This window comes from Halobacteriovorax sp. RZ-2 (assembly GCF_043196685.1).
In the GTDB taxonomy this organism is placed as follows: Bacteria; Bdellovibrionota; Bacteriovoracia; order Bacteriovoracales; family Bacteriovoracaceae; genus Halobacteriovorax_A.
This window is the reverse complement of the sequence record NZ_JBEBMR010000001.1, coordinates 554,771-570,905: the sequence shown is the minus strand read 5'-3', so window position 1 is coordinate 570,905 and position 16,135 is coordinate 554,771. Positions and strand designations below refer to the sequence as shown.

The 16,135-nt window shown below is 37.0% G+C and carries 17 protein-coding genes; 10 read left to right on the top strand and 7 right to left on the bottom strand.

Annotated elements, in window-relative coordinates:
- Window positions 1-53 precede the first annotated feature (53 nt).
- The 4 genes from ABMA78_RS02665 to ABMA78_RS02650 all read left to right on the top strand — a co-directional run bounded on the left by ABMA78_RS02665 (window position 54) and on the right by ABMA78_RS02650 (window position 3,875).
- The gene (locus tag ABMA78_RS02665; RefSeq protein ID WP_392856788.1) at window positions 54-701 is read left to right on the top strand and encodes a 2-hydroxychromene-2-carboxylate isomerase; all 648 of its coding nucleotides are present in this window, start codon (window positions 54-56) and stop codon (window positions 699-701) included.
- Complete coding sequence (locus ABMA78_RS02660) at window positions 698-1,255, top strand: peptidylprolyl isomerase (protein ID WP_392856785.1); 558 nt, start codon at window positions 698-700, stop codon at window positions 1,253-1,255. The genes ABMA78_RS02665 and ABMA78_RS02660 overlap by 4 nt, the downstream gene beginning before the upstream one ends.
- 97 nt (window positions 1,256-1,352) lie before the next feature.
- A complete protein-coding gene (locus tag ABMA78_RS02655) occupies window positions 1,353-3,212 on the top strand; it encodes a hypothetical protein (RefSeq protein WP_392856784.1) in 1,860 nt (619 codons plus the stop codon).
- A gap of 3 nt (window positions 3,213-3,215) precedes the next feature.
- A complete protein-coding gene (locus tag ABMA78_RS02650) occupies window positions 3,216-3,875 on the top strand; it encodes a Type 1 glutamine amidotransferase-like domain-containing protein (RefSeq protein WP_392856782.1) in 660 nt (219 codons plus the stop codon).
- Here the strand turns inward: ABMA78_RS02650 and ABMA78_RS02645 are convergent.
- From ABMA78_RS02645 to cmoA, 3 genes are read right to left on the bottom strand one after another with little or no spacing between them, the layout of a single operon-like run.
- Window positions 3,870-4,250: a YbaN family protein gene (locus ABMA78_RS02645; protein WP_392856779.1), complete on the bottom strand. Its 381-nt coding sequence runs from the start codon at window positions 4,248-4,250 to the stop codon at window positions 3,870-3,872. The two genes, ABMA78_RS02650 and ABMA78_RS02645, sit on opposite strands and share 6 nt — an antisense overlap.
- Window positions 4,250-5,179: a tRNA 5-methoxyuridine(34)/uridine 5-oxyacetic acid(34) synthase CmoB gene (gene cmoB / locus ABMA78_RS02640; protein WP_392856778.1), complete on the bottom strand. Its 930-nt coding sequence runs from the start codon at window positions 5,177-5,179 to the stop codon at window positions 4,250-4,252. The genes ABMA78_RS02645 and cmoB overlap by 1 nt, the downstream gene beginning before the upstream one ends.
- Before the next feature lie 7 nt (window positions 5,180-5,186).
- A complete protein-coding gene (gene cmoA, locus ABMA78_RS02635; protein WP_392856775.1) occupies window positions 5,187-5,939 on the bottom strand; it encodes a carboxy-S-adenosyl-L-methionine synthase CmoA in 753 nt (250 codons plus the stop codon).
- 169 nt (window positions 5,940-6,108) lie between these two features.
- On the opposite strand from cmoA, the gene ABMA78_RS02630 reads away from it, so the two are divergent.
- From ABMA78_RS02630 to ABMA78_RS02620, 3 genes are all read left to right on the top strand, one after another.
- Entirely contained in the window at window positions 6,109-6,753 is a 645-nt protein-coding gene (locus ABMA78_RS02630; protein WP_392856773.1) for a hypothetical protein, read from the top strand.
- Window positions 6,750-7,502, top strand: a complete 753-nt coding sequence (locus tag ABMA78_RS02625; protein ID WP_392856771.1) for a response regulator transcription factor — start codon at window positions 6,750-6,752, stop codon at window positions 7,500-7,502. Before ABMA78_RS02630 ends, ABMA78_RS02625 begins: the two co-directional genes overlap by 4 nt.
- Before the next feature lie 105 nt (window positions 7,503-7,607).
- Window positions 7,608-9,065 (top strand): nitrogen regulation protein NR(II), encoded by a 1,458-nt coding sequence (locus tag ABMA78_RS02620; RefSeq protein ID WP_392856769.1) that lies wholly within the window; start codon window positions 7,608-7,610, stop codon window positions 9,063-9,065.
- An 8-nt stretch (window positions 9,066-9,073) separates the two neighbouring features.
- Here ABMA78_RS02620 and grxD read toward each other — a convergent pair whose 3' ends face one another.
- Together grxD and ABMA78_RS02610 are read right to left on the bottom strand one after the other, a co-directional pair.
- Window positions 9,074-9,463 (bottom strand): Grx4 family monothiol glutaredoxin, encoded by a 390-nt coding sequence (gene grxD, locus ABMA78_RS02615; protein WP_392856768.1) that lies wholly within the window; start codon window positions 9,461-9,463, stop codon window positions 9,074-9,076.
- A gap of 88 nt (window positions 9,464-9,551) precedes the next feature.
- Window positions 9,552-10,205, bottom strand: a complete 654-nt coding sequence (locus ABMA78_RS02610; protein WP_392856766.1) for an alpha/beta hydrolase — start codon at window positions 10,203-10,205, stop codon at window positions 9,552-9,554.
- Window positions 10,206-10,314: 109 nt separating this feature from the next.
- Between ABMA78_RS02610 and ABMA78_RS02605 the strand changes: the two genes are divergently transcribed.
- Window positions 10,315-10,950 (top strand): 50S ribosomal protein L25, encoded by a 636-nt coding sequence (locus tag ABMA78_RS02605; RefSeq protein WP_392856764.1) that lies wholly within the window; start codon window positions 10,315-10,317, stop codon window positions 10,948-10,950.
- A gap of 71 nt (window positions 10,951-11,021) precedes the next feature.
- A complete protein-coding gene (locus ABMA78_RS02600; RefSeq protein WP_392856763.1) occupies window positions 11,022-11,468 on the top strand; it encodes a DUF962 domain-containing protein in 447 nt (148 codons plus the stop codon).
- 2 nt (window positions 11,469-11,470) lie between these two features.
- On the opposite strand, the gene grxB is transcribed toward ABMA78_RS02600, so the two are convergent.
- The gene (gene grxB, locus ABMA78_RS02595; RefSeq protein WP_392856761.1) at window positions 11,471-12,118 is read right to left on the bottom strand and encodes a glutaredoxin 2; all 648 of its coding nucleotides are present in this window, start codon (window positions 12,116-12,118) and stop codon (window positions 11,471-11,473) included.
- Between the two features lie 82 nt (window positions 12,119-12,200).
- Between grxB and ABMA78_RS02590 the strand changes: the two genes are divergently transcribed.
- The gene (locus tag ABMA78_RS02590) at window positions 12,201-14,087 is read left to right on the top strand and encodes an MFS transporter (protein WP_392856760.1); all 1,887 of its coding nucleotides are present in this window, start codon (window positions 12,201-12,203) and stop codon (window positions 14,085-14,087) included.
- A gap of 14 nt (window positions 14,088-14,101) precedes the next feature.
- Here ABMA78_RS02590 and ABMA78_RS02585 read toward each other — a convergent pair whose 3' ends face one another.
- Entirely contained in the window at window positions 14,102-16,102 is a 2,001-nt protein-coding gene (locus tag ABMA78_RS02585; protein ID WP_392856758.1) for an alkyl/aryl-sulfatase, read from the bottom strand.
- Window positions 16,103-16,135: the final 33 nt, after the last annotated feature.

The following is a 16,135-nucleotide window of genomic DNA, read 5'->3' as shown; positions in this document are numbered from 1 at the left end:
TAAGAAAGTATAATTTTAATTAAACAAACTTTAAATAACAATTGTGTAGATAGATGAAAAAAAACTTGAATTTCTATTTTGACTTCACGTCTCCTTATTCATACCTAAGTATGATGCAAATAGACGCAGGGCTTCTGGCCGAGAAGTATGAGATTAATTATTGCCCAGTGATGGTGGGAAGGCTTTTTGCCTTGAATGAAATGAGCGCACCTGCGCAAGTAAAGAACAAGGCCTTGTACTTATTTAAAGAAGCCTTGAGAAGTGCTGAGCACTTGGGAGTAAAACTAACTTCACCAAAGATGCTTCCTTTTAATTCTTTACCTTACTTAAGAATGGCCCTCGGTCTTAAGAATGATAAATTGAAGCAAGCAGCATTTATTCTTGAAACATTTCATTATGGTTGGAAGTATGGTCACGATTTTAATGACTATAATCAGTTTAAAGAGTTTATTACGAAAAAATGTTTGACACCAGAGGAGTACGAACGTTTAGATAGTGATCGTAATTTAAAGAAAGAGTTAAAGCTTGATATTAATCGTGCCTTTGATAAAGGAGTCTTCGGAGTTCCAACATTTGAAGTTGACGATGATTTTTATTGGGGCAATCACAATATTGACTTTCTCGCAAAAAATAAATTTTTAGATTATAATGAACACGAAGAATTTATTAACTTTAAAAAATTCTTCGAGGAAGAAAAATGAAATTGAAATTAAAACTACTTTTTATTCTATTAATTGGTCTTAGCGTACATGCAAACACTAAGGTAATGATGAAAACTAATTATGGTGACATCACAATTAAACTTTATGATAAAAAGGCACCTGAGACAGTAAAAAACTTTTTAAGCTATGTTAACTCTGGTTTCTATAATGGAACTATTTTTCACCGTGTAATTGATGGATTCATGATTCAAGGTGGGGGATACGATACAAGCCTTAAGAAGAAGAAAACAGAAAAGCCAATTAAGAACGAGGCGACAAATGGCCTAAGTAATGTTCTTGGAACAATTGCGATGGCAAGAACTTCTGTTATTAATTCAGCAACGTCACAATTCTTTGTGAACGTAAAAGATAATACTTTTCTCGATCATTCAGGGCCAACGCCATCTCAATATGGTTATGCTGTATTCGGAAAAGTTATTAGTGGCATGGCCGTTGTTAATCGAATCAAAAAATCAAAAACTGGAAGAAATGGCCCATTTCAAAATCTTCCGGTATCAAATATCGAAATTAAGAAGGTTTACGTCCTTCCTTAATTCTGAAACTTTACAGAAACACTCAAGTATATAGCTCACAAATAGCAAATTCTTCGTACGGAAGAATTTGCTATTTTAGTTAAGATATAATCTGAGTATGGGCTCATTAAAGATAAGTAGCAAAACAAATAATAAATTATCTAGTAAATCGAATTTAAGTTATTCTAAATTTAGTCAAATTAATGGCAAACATCCGCTCCAGGATAGCTGCCAAGATTCTTTTATTACATACCAGGTACGAAAGAGGCATGGGGGAAGTGTTGCTTACTTTAACTTTGAGCTAGCAAAGGAGATGGGACTAATCCCTGAAGAGCATGAAAATACCCTTACTAAAGATCTTGCTCAAAAAATCCTCGATACATTCTCTATCGTGATCATTAATGAATATGATATTGAAAATGGTGTTGAATACCCAAAAGATGAAATCTTACCAAATCGCTATATGGCAACACGCTATCTTCAGCTACAACACCCGAATAAGCAGGGGAAGACCTCTGGTGATGGGCGTTCTATTTGGAACGGAACAGTCAATCACAATGGCCTTACTTGGGATATCTCAAGTCAGGGAACTGGGGCAACGAAACTTTCACCTGCAACTCATATACAAAATAAGTACTTTAAAACTGGAGACCCTTCGATTTCATACGGTTGTGGCTACTCTGAGTTTGATGAAGGACTTGCAACTCTTATGTTTTCAGAAGTTATGCAAAAGAATAACTATGAGACGGAGAGGTGTCTTGCCATTATTAAGTTTAAAGACAATATCTCAATCAATGTTAGGGCCAATAGTAACTTAATTAGGCCTTCACATATGTTCAATCATCTAAAGCAGGCCAATTATAATGCCTTAAAAGATATCGTTAATTATTATATTGATCGCCAAAAAATGAATCATGATTGGCAGAAGGTACCTAAGACAACTAAGGCGAGATACCGCTACTTCTTAAAGAAGCAAGTTGAGGTCTTTGCAAAGCTTGCGGCAAATTTTGAAGATGACTATATCTTTTGTTGGCTGGATTGGGATGGAGATAATATCCTTATGAATGGGGGAATTATCGACTATGGCTCAATTAGGCAGTTCGGGCTCTACCACCATGAGTATCGCTTTGACGATGTTCAACGCTATTCCACAACAATTAAAGAACAAAAGGATAAGGCCAAGTATATTGTTCAATCCTTTGTACAGATTGTGGATTTTTTAGAAACGAAAGAAAAGAAACCTATCGCTGAATTTGCGGCAAGTGAGTATCTCGAACAATTTGATGAAATTTTTGAGACTCAAAAGAAATATAATCTCATTTCAAAAATAGGGATTTCTCCGAAATATCATGATTGGTTAATTCAAAAAAAATCTCAAGAAATTGAAGAGCTACAAAGATCCTTCTATTATTTCGAAAAAGCGAAATCAAGCTTTGGCCTCTATGAAGTTAGTGATGGAATTTGTTGGGATGCAATCTTTAGTATGCGCGATATTCTCCGAGAGTACCCCCAAATGATATTGAGTCGAGGAGAGTGGATTACTCGTGAGGAGTTTATTAATATCGCTAAATCTAGTTATGCAAGTAAGGCCGACTTAGAGATCAATTCATATCGTGCGAATAAAATTGATTCTTTTCAAGATTCTTATATTAAGTTACTTCACTTGGTTTCAAAGAAATCAAAGAAGAAATTTGATGAAGTGTTATTAGAAGTTGTTATGCGCTCTTCAATCATTAATAAGTATGAAAGAGTAACAGGGGATAGTATCGCACGCATCGTTGAATCAATGATGAAGAAGTATAAGAAGTTTGATCCACAAACGATTTTCAATGTGGTTCATGACTTTAGGGAACATCAAACATTCGACCCCGATAATATCAGTCCGAAGAGTGAGCGAGTTGCGAATGAGAAGAAGCATCTAAAGCCTATCGTAAAAGAGCTTCTAAAAATTGTAAGAGATTACAGAGAAGGCATCTAGCAAATGAAAATTGGACTATATGGTGGTGGCGACTTTTGTGACAATGTCGAAATTGACGAGCATATCCTTGAGCTTTGTAAGAGCGATTCACCAAGCATAACTTATATACCTGCAGGTTCTTATGAATCTGAATTAGAATTCATTGACCTAATCATGGCCTATAAGAAAATAGGCTTTAAAAGGTTTATTCATCTTCCTGTTGATCATGAGTTTGATCGAACACTAAAAGAAGAGGCCCTTCAAAGTGATGTGATTCATCTTGGGGGAGGGAATACCTTTTACTTTTTAAAGCATCTCAAAGAAAGTGGGATGTTTGAGGAATTGATTGAGTATGTAGGGCGAGGAGGAATTCTAACAGGACTCTCTGCTGGCGCTATTATCACAACTCCTAATATTTTAACGGCATCTTTCCCGCCTTGGGATCGCGATGATAATGAAGATAATGTAACTGATTTTGAGGCCATGAATATTATCGACTTTGAATTCTTTCCACATTATCGCAAATCAAAGCGTTACGATGACGAATTGAAGAGACATTCGATTCTATCTCGCTATCCAATTTATGCATGTCCCGATGGTAGTGGACTTGTAGTTACTGATGAAGAAATTGTTGTTCACGGAGAGTGTTATATTTTTGAAAAAGGTCAGAAGTATAAATTATAGCTTTCTCTTACTCGGTCTTGTCAGTAAGAAAACAATAACCCCAATTCCTATTAATGAAACGATAACTTTTATCGTTGGATCAACTTCTACGTAAATCAGTGTGTACGAAAAGAGGGCCACGATCATTGAGATGGCAATGATTTTTGACTTCACACTGACGACACCATACTTATTCCAATCTGTGATTATTGGCCCAAAAATCTTGTGGTCAAGGAGCCACTGGTAGTACTTCTCATTACTTTGAGAAAAGAAGTATGCACTTAGCAGGAGAAAAGGAGTTGTTGGAATAAGAGGAAGAAAGATACCAATAAAGGCAAGAATCACAAATGCAATTCCAAAGCTTAGGTAAATGGCCTTTCTGCTCTTATTGATCATTAAAAAGTCTTTATTGGTGAATTAGGCTTTTTCTTTGCTCTAATACAAAACCTTACCGGAGCAGGATAGCCTTCAACTGTTTTCGTTTTATCATCAGGGTCTAAGAAGTCTTCAAGTGATTGATGTGGAGGTGGACACCACTTTGTTTGTCTCTGTTCTTCAAAATTAGTCGTTGAAACAGAAACAACTTCCATATCAATAAAGCCAGTACGATTAATCCAATTCTTTAGACAACTAAGAGTTGGTAGAAACCATACATTTCTCATCTTTGAATAACGGTCTTCAGGGAAGAGACAGATCGTTTCTTCTCCAGGAATACCAATTGTCTCCATAATCATTTCTCCGCCAGGAACAAGAGACTCTCTAATTGAGATTAGCTGCTCAAGAGGATGACGGTGATGGTAGAGAACTCCCATTGAGAAGACGACATCAAAGAATGATCTAAAATTTGGAAGGTCTTCAATTCCAAATAATTCAAATTTTAAATTATCGTATTTTTTAAAGTGATTGATAAATTCAAACTGGGCCTGATTGTGTAGCACAGGATCAATTCCAAGCACTAGCTTTGGATCTTGCTTGGCCATCTCAAACATATAGTAGCCGTTATTACAGCCTACATCTAAGACAACCTTATCTTTCAAGTTTGGTAGAGATTCTTTTAATCTTTGCCACTTCTTATCAGAGCGCCATTCCGCATCGATATCGAGCTCGCCAACTTGAAAAGGTCCCTTTCGCCAAGGAATAAGTTTCGTTGCAGTCTCTAGAGTTTCTTTTGAATCCTCTTCAAGAGAAGGAATGATATCAAAAATCTCTTTGTATTCTTTTTGGTACTTTGTACGAAACATTTGAATCTTTTCGGCCTTAAGCTGTTTTAAAGACTCAATATCAACTCGATTACCAAATTTTTCTAAGTATTCTAAATTATCCATTCTCTTCCTATTTGATACATAGGTAACAAGCAAAATTATACCATCTAAAAATCATTTCAGATTTCTTAAATCCTGCTTCATCAAGCATTTTAAGTTGTTGTTGTGGAGTAAGAGGTCTAAGAACATTTTCGAGGGCCTCTCGCTTTTGAGCAATTTCCATCTCACTATAACCATTTCTACGTTTAAAATCGTAATAAAGATCAATGAGTAGGTTATCAATTTGCTCGTCTTGGCAGATGATCTTTTCTGCTAAGATAAAGCAGCCATTATCATTTAGGCCATTGTAGATATTTTTAAGAACATCTAGGCGTTCTTCGACAGGTAGGAATTGAAGCGTATAGTTCATGATGGCCATACCAGCCTTTTCAATCTTTACATCAGTAATCGACTCTTCTAGTAACTTAACATTTTCCTGTAGTCCGTGAGACTTAAGCTTTTGTGCTGCTTTTTCAAGCATTGGCCTTGAAGTATCAATTCCAACAAATTGAGGTAGCTCTTTATCATTTTGGCGAAAGTAGTCGGCCATTAAAAGCATTGTTGTTCCTGTTGAACAACCAAAGTCATAGACAGTACCTGATTCGTAAAAGCGTCTTGTCAGGTCGATGATAATTTTATGAATCTCGTGATAATTTGGAATACTACGTGACACCATGTCGTCAAATACTGAGGCCACATCTTGATTGAATTCAAAATCTGAGATTTTTTCAATTTTCTTTGCAAAGACTTGGTCTTTACCAGCGTTTAAAAATTTATTTTCCATGTGGCGAAACTAGAATATCTTTTGGATATTGTCCAATCTAGTATAAAAAATACTCCTTCTTTCCTCTTTAATTTCAATAGTTTACTGATATGCGTGATTTTTTCCTTTGAATAAGCAATATTTATTGGTATGTAAACAAAATATATATTGAAATAACAGCGCAGGTTCTATGAATAACGAATTGGATAGAGGGGAAGCTTTTAACGAAACGCTAAGAGTTTTATCCCATGATTACTCGGGGCATATGCATTTGATTAGATTTTGTATTGATGAGTTAATGCAGGATCAGGATCAAGAAAACCCTTTTGTGAAAAAATTAAACCAAGGTCTTGAACGCTTTGAGAATGATCTAAATCTTCTTAAGCAATCGACGCCATATTTCTTAGATGAAGAAGTTCCTTTAAGTAAAATTGCTGCAAGGGCCTTCGGTCAAGCACGTATCTACTTAAAGAAACATTATGCAGATTTAACATGGAATATTGAAAACGACTCAACCGTAAAAGGTTGTGAGGCCAATGATTTATGTGAGATCTTGTTCTCTTTTGCCCACTTATTTTCGACTTTAGCAAAAAAAGAAGGTCGCGAAACATTTCATATCACCTTAGAAATTAAAGACGAGTTAAGAAAATTAATTTTTATTAAGTCAGAATTAAACAAATACTTAAGACAAGAGTTAGATTCCATCTTAAACTTAGGTGACGAAAACGAAAAATCATTAAGAAGATATATCGGAATTCATAACTTCTTAGGGAAGGGAAAGGATTACGAAATTCTTGATGGGGACAACAATTTATCGGTGAGGTTTGAATTATGACAATGGCAACGGACAAGGAAATTTGGATTTTAGAGGATGATGAGGGATGTCGTTTTGTTTACGAACAAACTCTCGTTCACCGCTACAACAACTTAAGATTTTTTACTTCAATTGAAGAGTTTCAAAAGGCTCTTTCTAATACAGAAAAGAATCCTGCACTAATAATTGCAGATCTTATGCTTGATGATGGTAACTTTATGACGTACCTAAATCACTCAAAAGATCGTCGCTTAATGGTAATTCCATTTATCATTGTTTCTAGTATTGATGATATCGATGCTCTGAGATTCTGTTTTATGGAAGGTGCACTTGATTACTTAACGAAACCATTTAAGAAAAATGAATTAATCGTTAAGATCGAGAATGTATTTAATGGTAGCCCAAGAAGAATGGTACAACCAATTGCTCACAAGTCGATGCTTCTTGATGGAAAAGAAGTTGAGCACTTAACTAGTAAGCAAAAACAACTTCTGGGATTATTTATTAATTCTCCACATCGCATCGTAAGTCGCGATGATATCTTAGATAATGTTTGGGGCGACACAACTGTTCACCCAAAAACTGTCGATGTTCACTTATATAACCTAAGAAGAAAACTACATGACTATGGTTATATTATTCGTTCAGAAGGTGGCGGTAAGTGGTCACTCATTCCTGATACGTATGAAAAAGCTGCAAGTACAGATGAATCAAATGTTTCATCTAGTAGTAAAGATAGTGAAAACTCAGTATCAGAAAATTCATTATAATTTTTAATATTATAAATCGCCTCTACCACTAATAGAGGCGATTTTATATTTAGAAGAAGTTGATTTAAACCAATTATAGTCAATATGATTGAGACGAGACGCCAAGTGAATAAACCGAATAGTAGCTTCAATAAGGAGCTATTAAATTCGAATATCCATTATTGTCACATCGATTTTGATGGGGTGTGTACTTACGTCAATGATCTCTATCTTGGTTATGGCCTAAATATTGGAACCAACCTCTTTAAGTATACTCCTGACGACAAAATGGAGTTCTTCCTTAAGCAAGTTGAAAAAGCAAAGAAAGGAGAAGCATGCCACTTCTTTTCTGAGTGCATAAATTTACTAGGGGAGAGAGACCTGTGGGAAATTTGGCTTCAGCCAGGTTACTCTGCAACGGGTAGCGAACCCTCTTATATTGAGGTTTATAGTAGAAATACAAATGCTGGCCCTGAGAATTTCATCTCTACTTTATTTAAAAATTTCTATACCGCAACTGATGATGACTTATTTATTTTAAATAATCAGCTTGTTATCTTAGATATTAATAAGGTGACAAAGCAAGGCCTTGTGGGTGCCAAATTTTCTGAAGTTATTTTTGATGATGAAGAATATCTCTTCTTTTTAAATACTTTTGAACAGGCAAAACGTCTTGATGGTGTTGCTCTTAAAGTAACTCATCCTATTTATCGAAAGCGTCGTTCAAAGAAGCGCTTTTGTCGCATTAGTGTTACCTATATTGTTATTCAAGGTGTTGGCCGTTATATGGTTCAGATTCGTGATGTTCATCAAGAACATACCAATCGTGTCACCCTAAAGATGCAAGAAAAGCAATTTGAAGAATTTGAAAGATGGCGCTCTCTTGGACAAATGTCTGCTGGTATTGCTCATGAAATAAATAATCCATTATGTATTATTCGCATTCAGGCCGAACAGCTAAAAGATCGCTATGCAGGTAAGATCAAAGATTCTGATCCTGGCTACCTAAAGAAATTAGAAAGTATTATTAAGCAAGTCGATCGCATTGAGAATATAGCAAATAGTTTAAAAATCTATTCTCGCTCGTCAAACTCCATCTCAAAAGAAGTTCATAATCTTGATAAACTAATTCAAGATTCTTTAGGACTTTTCCAGGCGCAAACTGGGCGTGAGATATATATCGATTTTAAAAATCCATTTAGTGAACTTGAGGTTGCGTGTAAGAAGAATGAATTCTATCAAGTAGTTCTAAGTCTTCTCACAAATTCGTATCAGGCAGTTCATAAATTCGATAGTCTCGAAAAATGTTGGATTAAAATTTGGGTAGAAGAGTCAATGCTTGATCACTATACCATTTATATTCAAGATGGTGGTGATGGAATCAAGGATAAAGACGTTAAGGATATTTTTACGCCTTTCTTTACAACAAAAGATGTGGGCGAGGGAACTGGGCTCGGTTTAAGTATTTCGAAAAAATTAGCGCTTGAAAATAATATGATTCTTGATTTTGAAAAAGACTTTGAATTTACAACGTTCTCAATATCGCTAGGCCAAAACGTTGTAAGGCCTAGCGTCGATTCTTAAAAAACTAATTAGCTATTTAGAACTTCTTGTAATTGTCCTGATTGGAACATTTCAGTGATAATATCGTTACCACCTACAAGCTCACCCTTGAAATAAAGTTGTGGGTAAGTTGGCCAGTTAGAGTAAGCTTTTAGACCTTCTCTAATATCCATATCTTCTAAAATATTAAATGTCTTATATGGTTTACCTACAGAGTTTAACATTGCAATTGTATTTGCAGAAAAACCACACATTGGCATATCAGGAGTTCCTTTCATGAATAAGAAAAGATCAGCTGACTTAATTAGTGTTTCGATTTGAATATTTAGTTCTTGTGACTTATCAGCACCAGAAACTGCTTCTCCTTGATTAATAGGAGTTGATTCTTTACCAAGAATGTTGAATGGATTATCGCTCATATTGATTCCTTTATTTCCTGAGTTTCAATTTCTTCTATCTTACCTAATAATGGCAGTTTTGGAAATAGCTTAGGGTAAGTGTCGGAAATTAAAGACGCTCATTCAACCAGTTACGCAGCTGAATCACTTCATCGATATCAATTTCATGCTCCATTTCATAGGCATGGAATTGCGCATTAGCTCCCAGGGCCACCAGATGCTCAATTCCTGCTTTCGTTTGATTAATATCAATAACGGGATCAAGACTTCCGTGGGCACAGAAAATATCTGTATCTCTTAGGCAAGTTGACAGCTCTCTTGGGCGTCTTTCTGGGTAGATTCTTGGTGACATGAGAATAATTCCCCCAAGCTTGTGATCAAGCTGGTAGGCCGTTTCAAGGCTAACACAACCACCTTGTGAGAAGCCTCCGATAAATATATCGCTATAATCAATATGCTCATTATTGGCCACGATCTCATCAATGATCTTTGTTAAAACTCTGACACTATTTTCTATTCCTGGAACTGGATTATTAGGTGGAATATCGTACCAACTGTAACCAAAATAATACTTCTTTGGAGCATTAAGTAGTAGGTAGCTAAGGCCTGTGACATTAATTTCTTGAGTAAATACTTTATACGATTCTAGGCTATCACCTAGGCCGTGAAGGATAATCATAACCTTTTGTGAACTCGTTGGAGTGATATCACTTGCGGGTAGATAGAATGAGTCGAGTAGCTGTGTTTTTAAGTCGGTTTTCATAGGGAAAAAATATGTGATTGTGTGTTTTTATTCAAGTTTTATCTAAATTTTTTTTATGAACGGTCGATAGAATACTATCTATTGAATCCACGGAACACAGGAGGAAAATGTGTCAACAACTAGTATTTTAAAAGTTGAAACAAGAAAACCGGGAAGATCAACAACTCAAATGAGAAAAGACGGATATATTCCAGGAACTATCTACGGCAAAGGTTTTGCAGGAGCTCAATTCATGGTTCCAAAGCAAGGGCTTTCAAAGTTTCTACACACTTCAGGAAAAGTATTTGAAGTAGAGTTCGAAGGTAAGAAACACCTTGTAACTCTAGCAGATGTACAAAGAGGGCACCTAGGAACGGACTTTGTTCATTGCTCATTCCACAAAGTATCAGCAAAAGAGAAAGTTGTTATTTCTCTTCCAATCCACTTTGTTGGTGAAGCAGTTGGAACAAAAGCTGGTGGTCTAGTTAACTTCAATATGCATGAAGTTGAAGTAGAAGGTCTACCAAAAGATATGCCAGAATCACTAGAATTCGATATCACTGGTCTTGAGCTTGATGGACACTGGTCTCTAGAGCACTTCACTCTACCAACAGGTCTTACTTGGGCACATGAGCCAACTGCATCAGTTGTTTCTTGTCACCTACCAAAAGTAGTTGTTGAGCCAGAAGTTGAAGAAACTGAAATGGTTGTTGAAACTCACGCTGACGCTGAAGCGGCAGAGAAGAAAGAAGAAGCAGCTTCATAATTTTTAAAAAATGATTATGTTATAATGAGGGGAGGCCATATGGTCTCCCTTTGTTATTTTGGAGCGATCAAATGAAATCATTAGACACGTGGCTTGAGATGTATGGTGAATCTCACCAGAATAAAACCAATCAACGTATTCATGAAGTATGTGTTCCTCTCATCACTTGGTCTCTCTTAGGAATGCTTTGGTGTATTCCAAGGCCTGCTTTCTTTGGTTATTTTAATTGGGCCTGGGCCTTTGTTATTGTTGCAAGTATCTTTTATCTTTCACTAAAAAATTTAAAGGCCATCAGCATTGCTCTAGGGCTGGTTATTCCCTTCATGCTCTTAACTCAATTCTTCTTCGTGCAACTTCTCGCAGAGTACTTTCTTATTACTTGGATTGTTATCTTTGTTGTCGCCTGGATAGGGCAGTTTATAGGACATAAGATTGAAGGAAAGAAGCCTTCATTCTTTGAAGATCTTCAATTCCTTCTTATTGGACCGATTTGGGTTTTTCTTGGCAAGAAGTCCTAGCACTAGTTGCGCCAGAAATCTTCGTGATAATTAAAATTCGTTAGCTCTTTCACTTTCTGAAGGTAGATGTGAATTTGTGGTGGGAATTGATACTCTGGAAAGATATACATTCCCCATATATGAGAAGCTAATAGAATATCTAAGATCGTAAACTTATCACTTTCATAAAATGGTAATAGCTTTGCTGGAAGCTGAGAAAGCGTTTGGTCAAGGCCGTGTAAGTACTCTGCTTTATTTTGTGCAAGTAAGTGAAATGGCCCACGCTTGGCCGACTTCTTATTGATAAAGTATTCTCTCGCTTCAGGAGTGAATTCTTTTGACCACGCCCAATAAGGCATACATAAGTTATGAACGTCTTTTCCAAGTTGATCAAGATAGTCACTAAGAATTTTATAGCTCTCGCTATGAAGCTTTGAAAGATTTAGATCCTTATCGCTGTGATTTGCAAGCGCCTTAATGATATCAAGAGACTCGTTCATGATCTCGCCATCAATTTCCATTATTGGTAACATCTTTGTTCCAGTAAGCTCGACAGGTGTCTTCTCATCGTTGTAATCTAGAACAACTGATTCATATTCGATTCCAAAAAAACCAAGTGCCATGCGAACTCTTACACAGAATGGACAGTGGATATAGTGATAAAGTTTCATATAGATTCCTTTCGGGTTTATGCGTCATTACGTATCAGTAAATAATAGTACAATATTGTTAAGAATTATTTAAGGAAAAACAATGTCATTAGCAATGCTCTATAAAGAAAGAAAATTTTGGCCTCTATTTTGGACGATGTTCCTAGGTGCCGCAAACGATAACGTATTTAAAAATGCTTTAATTATCTTAATTACATATAAGAATGTCTCATTATTTGGACTAGGTGCAGAATCATTAGTTGCCTTTGCTGGTGGAGCGTTCATTCTTCCATATGTTTTGTTCTCTGCAACATCTGGTCAAATATCTGACCACTATGACAAAGCGCAGGTAATTAAAGTTACGAAATATACAGAACTTGCATTCATGATCATTGGTGCAATTGGACTCTTATTAGAAAGTTACGGCGTCTTAATGCTGACACTATTTCTCATGGGTGGTCAGTCCTCATTCTTTTCTCCAGTAAAGTTCTCATCGCTTCGAACAATTTTAAAAGATGATGAGCTAACGACGGGAACAGCACTAATTGGTGGGGGAACTTTCGTTGCGATTCTTATTGGGACAATTATTGGTGGACTTGCAGCTGCTGCTCCTGATGCAACTAGTACGGCGGCATTTGCTATCTTGGCCTTTGCTGTCTTAGGAATCATTTCAGCGCGTTTTCAAAATAAGATTAATGATATCAATGAAGACGTTAAAATCGATTACACTTTTGTAAAGCCAACTTTTAAACTTCTTAGAGACTCGATGAAAGAGAAGAATTCGTTTCGTGCCATGATGGGAGTTTCTTGGTTTTGGTTTCTAGGATCATTTGTTCTTTCAGTTATGCCTGCAATTATTAAAAATGTTTTCTACGGTAGTGAGATGGTAACGAATATTTTTATGGCAACATTCACGGTAGGGATGGGACTAGGGTCTTGGATTTGTTCAAAGCTATCGGGGAAGAGAATTGAAGTAGGGATGGTTCCTGTTGCAGCAGTGGGGATGTCTCTTGCTGTCTTTGATCTTTACTATATCTCAACTCAGTGGCCAATGTCTGTAACGGGAGCACTGATGCCTCCTGCCGAGTTCTTTGCACAACCACTTGCTCTAAGAGCTATTGTTGATCTTCTACTTATTACAATCTTTGGTGGGAACTTCTATATTTCACAATTAACTTTTATGCAGCATAGTGCTCCTCTTGAAAAGCTAGCAAGAACTATTGCGGCCAATAATATTTGGAATGCTATTTTTATGGTTGTTGCGGCCGTCTCAATTATTGTCCTTAATAAGATGGGCTCAACTGCTCTTGATAATCTACTTATTCTTGGTGGACTAAATCTTATCTATGCAGGGATTAGCTACTACTTCTTTCATGAAGAAATGTGGCGTTTTCTTGTGCAGCTTTTTACAACTTTCCTTTACGATATTCAGATCGAAGGTGAAGAGAATATTCCTAAAGAGGGAAGACTTGTGATCGCTGCCAACCATACTTCTTTTGTTGATTGGGGTGTTGTGATGAGCCTTTCTCCAAGACCTATTCGCTGGGTAATTGATCATCGCTATTATAATATTCCGGGGCTTAAACAATTCTTTATGCAAGGACACTTAATTCCAATTGCAACGAGAAAAGAAGACCCTAGAGTACTTGATGAAGCATATTCAAAATTGAATATGACACTAAATGAAGAGCGTTGTGTGGGCTTCTTTCCAGAGGGATGGATCACTCGTGATGGTGAGCCAAGAAGATATCAGCCGGGAATTAAAAAAGTCGTTGAGCAAACTAACGCGCAAGTTGTTCCGATTGTTATTAAAGGGCTTTGGGGAAGTTTCTATTCGTTTTCTGGAAAAGGTGTCTTTAAAGGTATTCGCTGGAATTTTCTAAAACGTAGAAAGATTAGAGTCGTTATTCTTCCTTCGATTCCACCGGAAAATTTCTGTTATAAAGATCTAGAAGAAAAAATGGTCGTTGAATATAAAAAGCCTCTGTAGTACAGAGGCTTTTTTTAAGGTGTCACAATATTAAAGGTATTAGGGAAGGTATCAAGAGTTTCATTGAGATCATCAAATACTTTCTTGTCTCCACTATAGTTAATATTTTTTTCGTCAAGTTCTGCAAAAGAAACTGCTCCCATGGCAAGCTTAACAAATTGGCCATGCTTTAATGAGATGGATGCATTGTCATCAGAGGCCAGTTGACGATTTTGTTCTTGCGGTTTTTTCATCGAATAATTAAGAACACTATTTCTCAAAGTTAAGTAATACTTTTCATTTCTGTCTGTAATATTTAATTCAAGTGTTAGGTCTGCACCGTTGGCCTTTTCTGAGTTAACTCTTACAGATAGATAATCGAGTAATAATTCAGAATCCATTTGAGAGAGAATTGCAGGGGATGCTGTTGGTGGTGCTGGCATCCCAACTCCATAGCGTAGCTCTTGGGCCCCTTGCACGTAGAAGTTTCTCCAAGTGGCATTTTCAGATTGATAGGCCAGTTGCTCATAAGTGTCAGCAAGCAATTGCTTGGCCTTTACATTCTTTGGTTGAGCGAAGACGAGCTTATTTAAAACTTCAGCAACAAAGCGATATTCTCCGGCCTTATAATCCTTAATGGCCATCTCCAGAACATCTCCAGCTCCGCCCATATAGGCAATGGTCTTCTTTGCTGACTCAACATCGGGAAGTGGGTTAAGGTGTGCCGGGTTTCCATCAAAGAAGCCTAGATACTTATCATAGACCGCTCGTGTGTTATGACTAAGACTTCCGTAGTAGCCACGATTGGCAAAGTTTCTTGCAAGGTTCTTATTGAGCTCAATACTATCTGCAAGCTCAGTGCCTGAGAGTCCCTTGTTTAGACGATTTACAGACTGGTCGTGAATGAATTTATACAAATCTCTTTGCGAGGCCATGTGAGAGACGACTCGATCATTTCCAAAAGTTGGCCAATGGTGTGAGCCAAAGAGAATGTCGGCCTTGCTATATTTTTCAAGTGCTCTTTGGATATGCTTAGACCACATGAGGCTATCTCTAACTTGAGCACCTCTTAATGTTTGAATATTATGCATCGTATGGCCTAGGATCTCAGCACCGCAAAGGGCATTGTCTCTTGGAAAGTAGGCCATCATCTCTGTCGGGGCCTCGGCACCTGGAGTGAACATAAAGTCGATGGTCACACCGTCCACTAGCAAGCTTCTGTCTTTATCAATGGTTGTTGTAGGCTTTGCAATAGCATACTCACCGTTAGGAGTGTAGCTTCCAAGCCCTGTTCCAACTGAGCCTTGTGGGCCAAAATCTAAAGTTCGTGCATACATATACTCAGCACGGCGACTCATGGCCGTACCAGCAATGACATTTTCACTTACTGATTCATAGACAAAGTCTTTTGGTGCAATCACTTGAATCTTTCCACTTTCTAACTCTCGCTTACTTGCCATTCCATAGACGCCACCAAAGTGATCGATATGAGAGTGGGTGAAAATTATTGCGGTGACAGGTAGATTTTCAACATTCTTTCTCACAAGATCTAGTGCTGTTTTGGCCGTCTCTGTTGTCATGAGGGGATCAATAATTATCCAACCTTTCTTTCCTCGAATAAAGGAAACATTAGCAAGGTCAATTCCTCTTACTTGGTAGATATGATCTGAGACGCGAAAGAGCCCATTAATTGATGTTAATTGTGATTGACGCCAGAGGCTCGGATTGACTGTTTCAGGTGGTTTCCCTTGAGTTAGTGAAGGGAATTTGGCCGGATCAAAAATTTCTTTCATTCCATTTTTCGATTTAATTGGCCCTTCAAGTTTGGCTATAAAGCCTTTTTGAGAGTCTTTAAAGTCACGATCATCATCAAAGTTTAACTCTTGTGCAACCGCCTTGTGAGCATCAAGAGTGTATCTAGAAGCCGGTTTAGAATCATTTGAAAATGAGTACCTTGAACCACGGGTACAACTTAATAGAGAACTTAGAATTAGAATGGGGACAATGAGATAGAATACTTTCTTGGTATGAAACACGATTCCTCCTTATTATTTATTAAAATTTCTTAA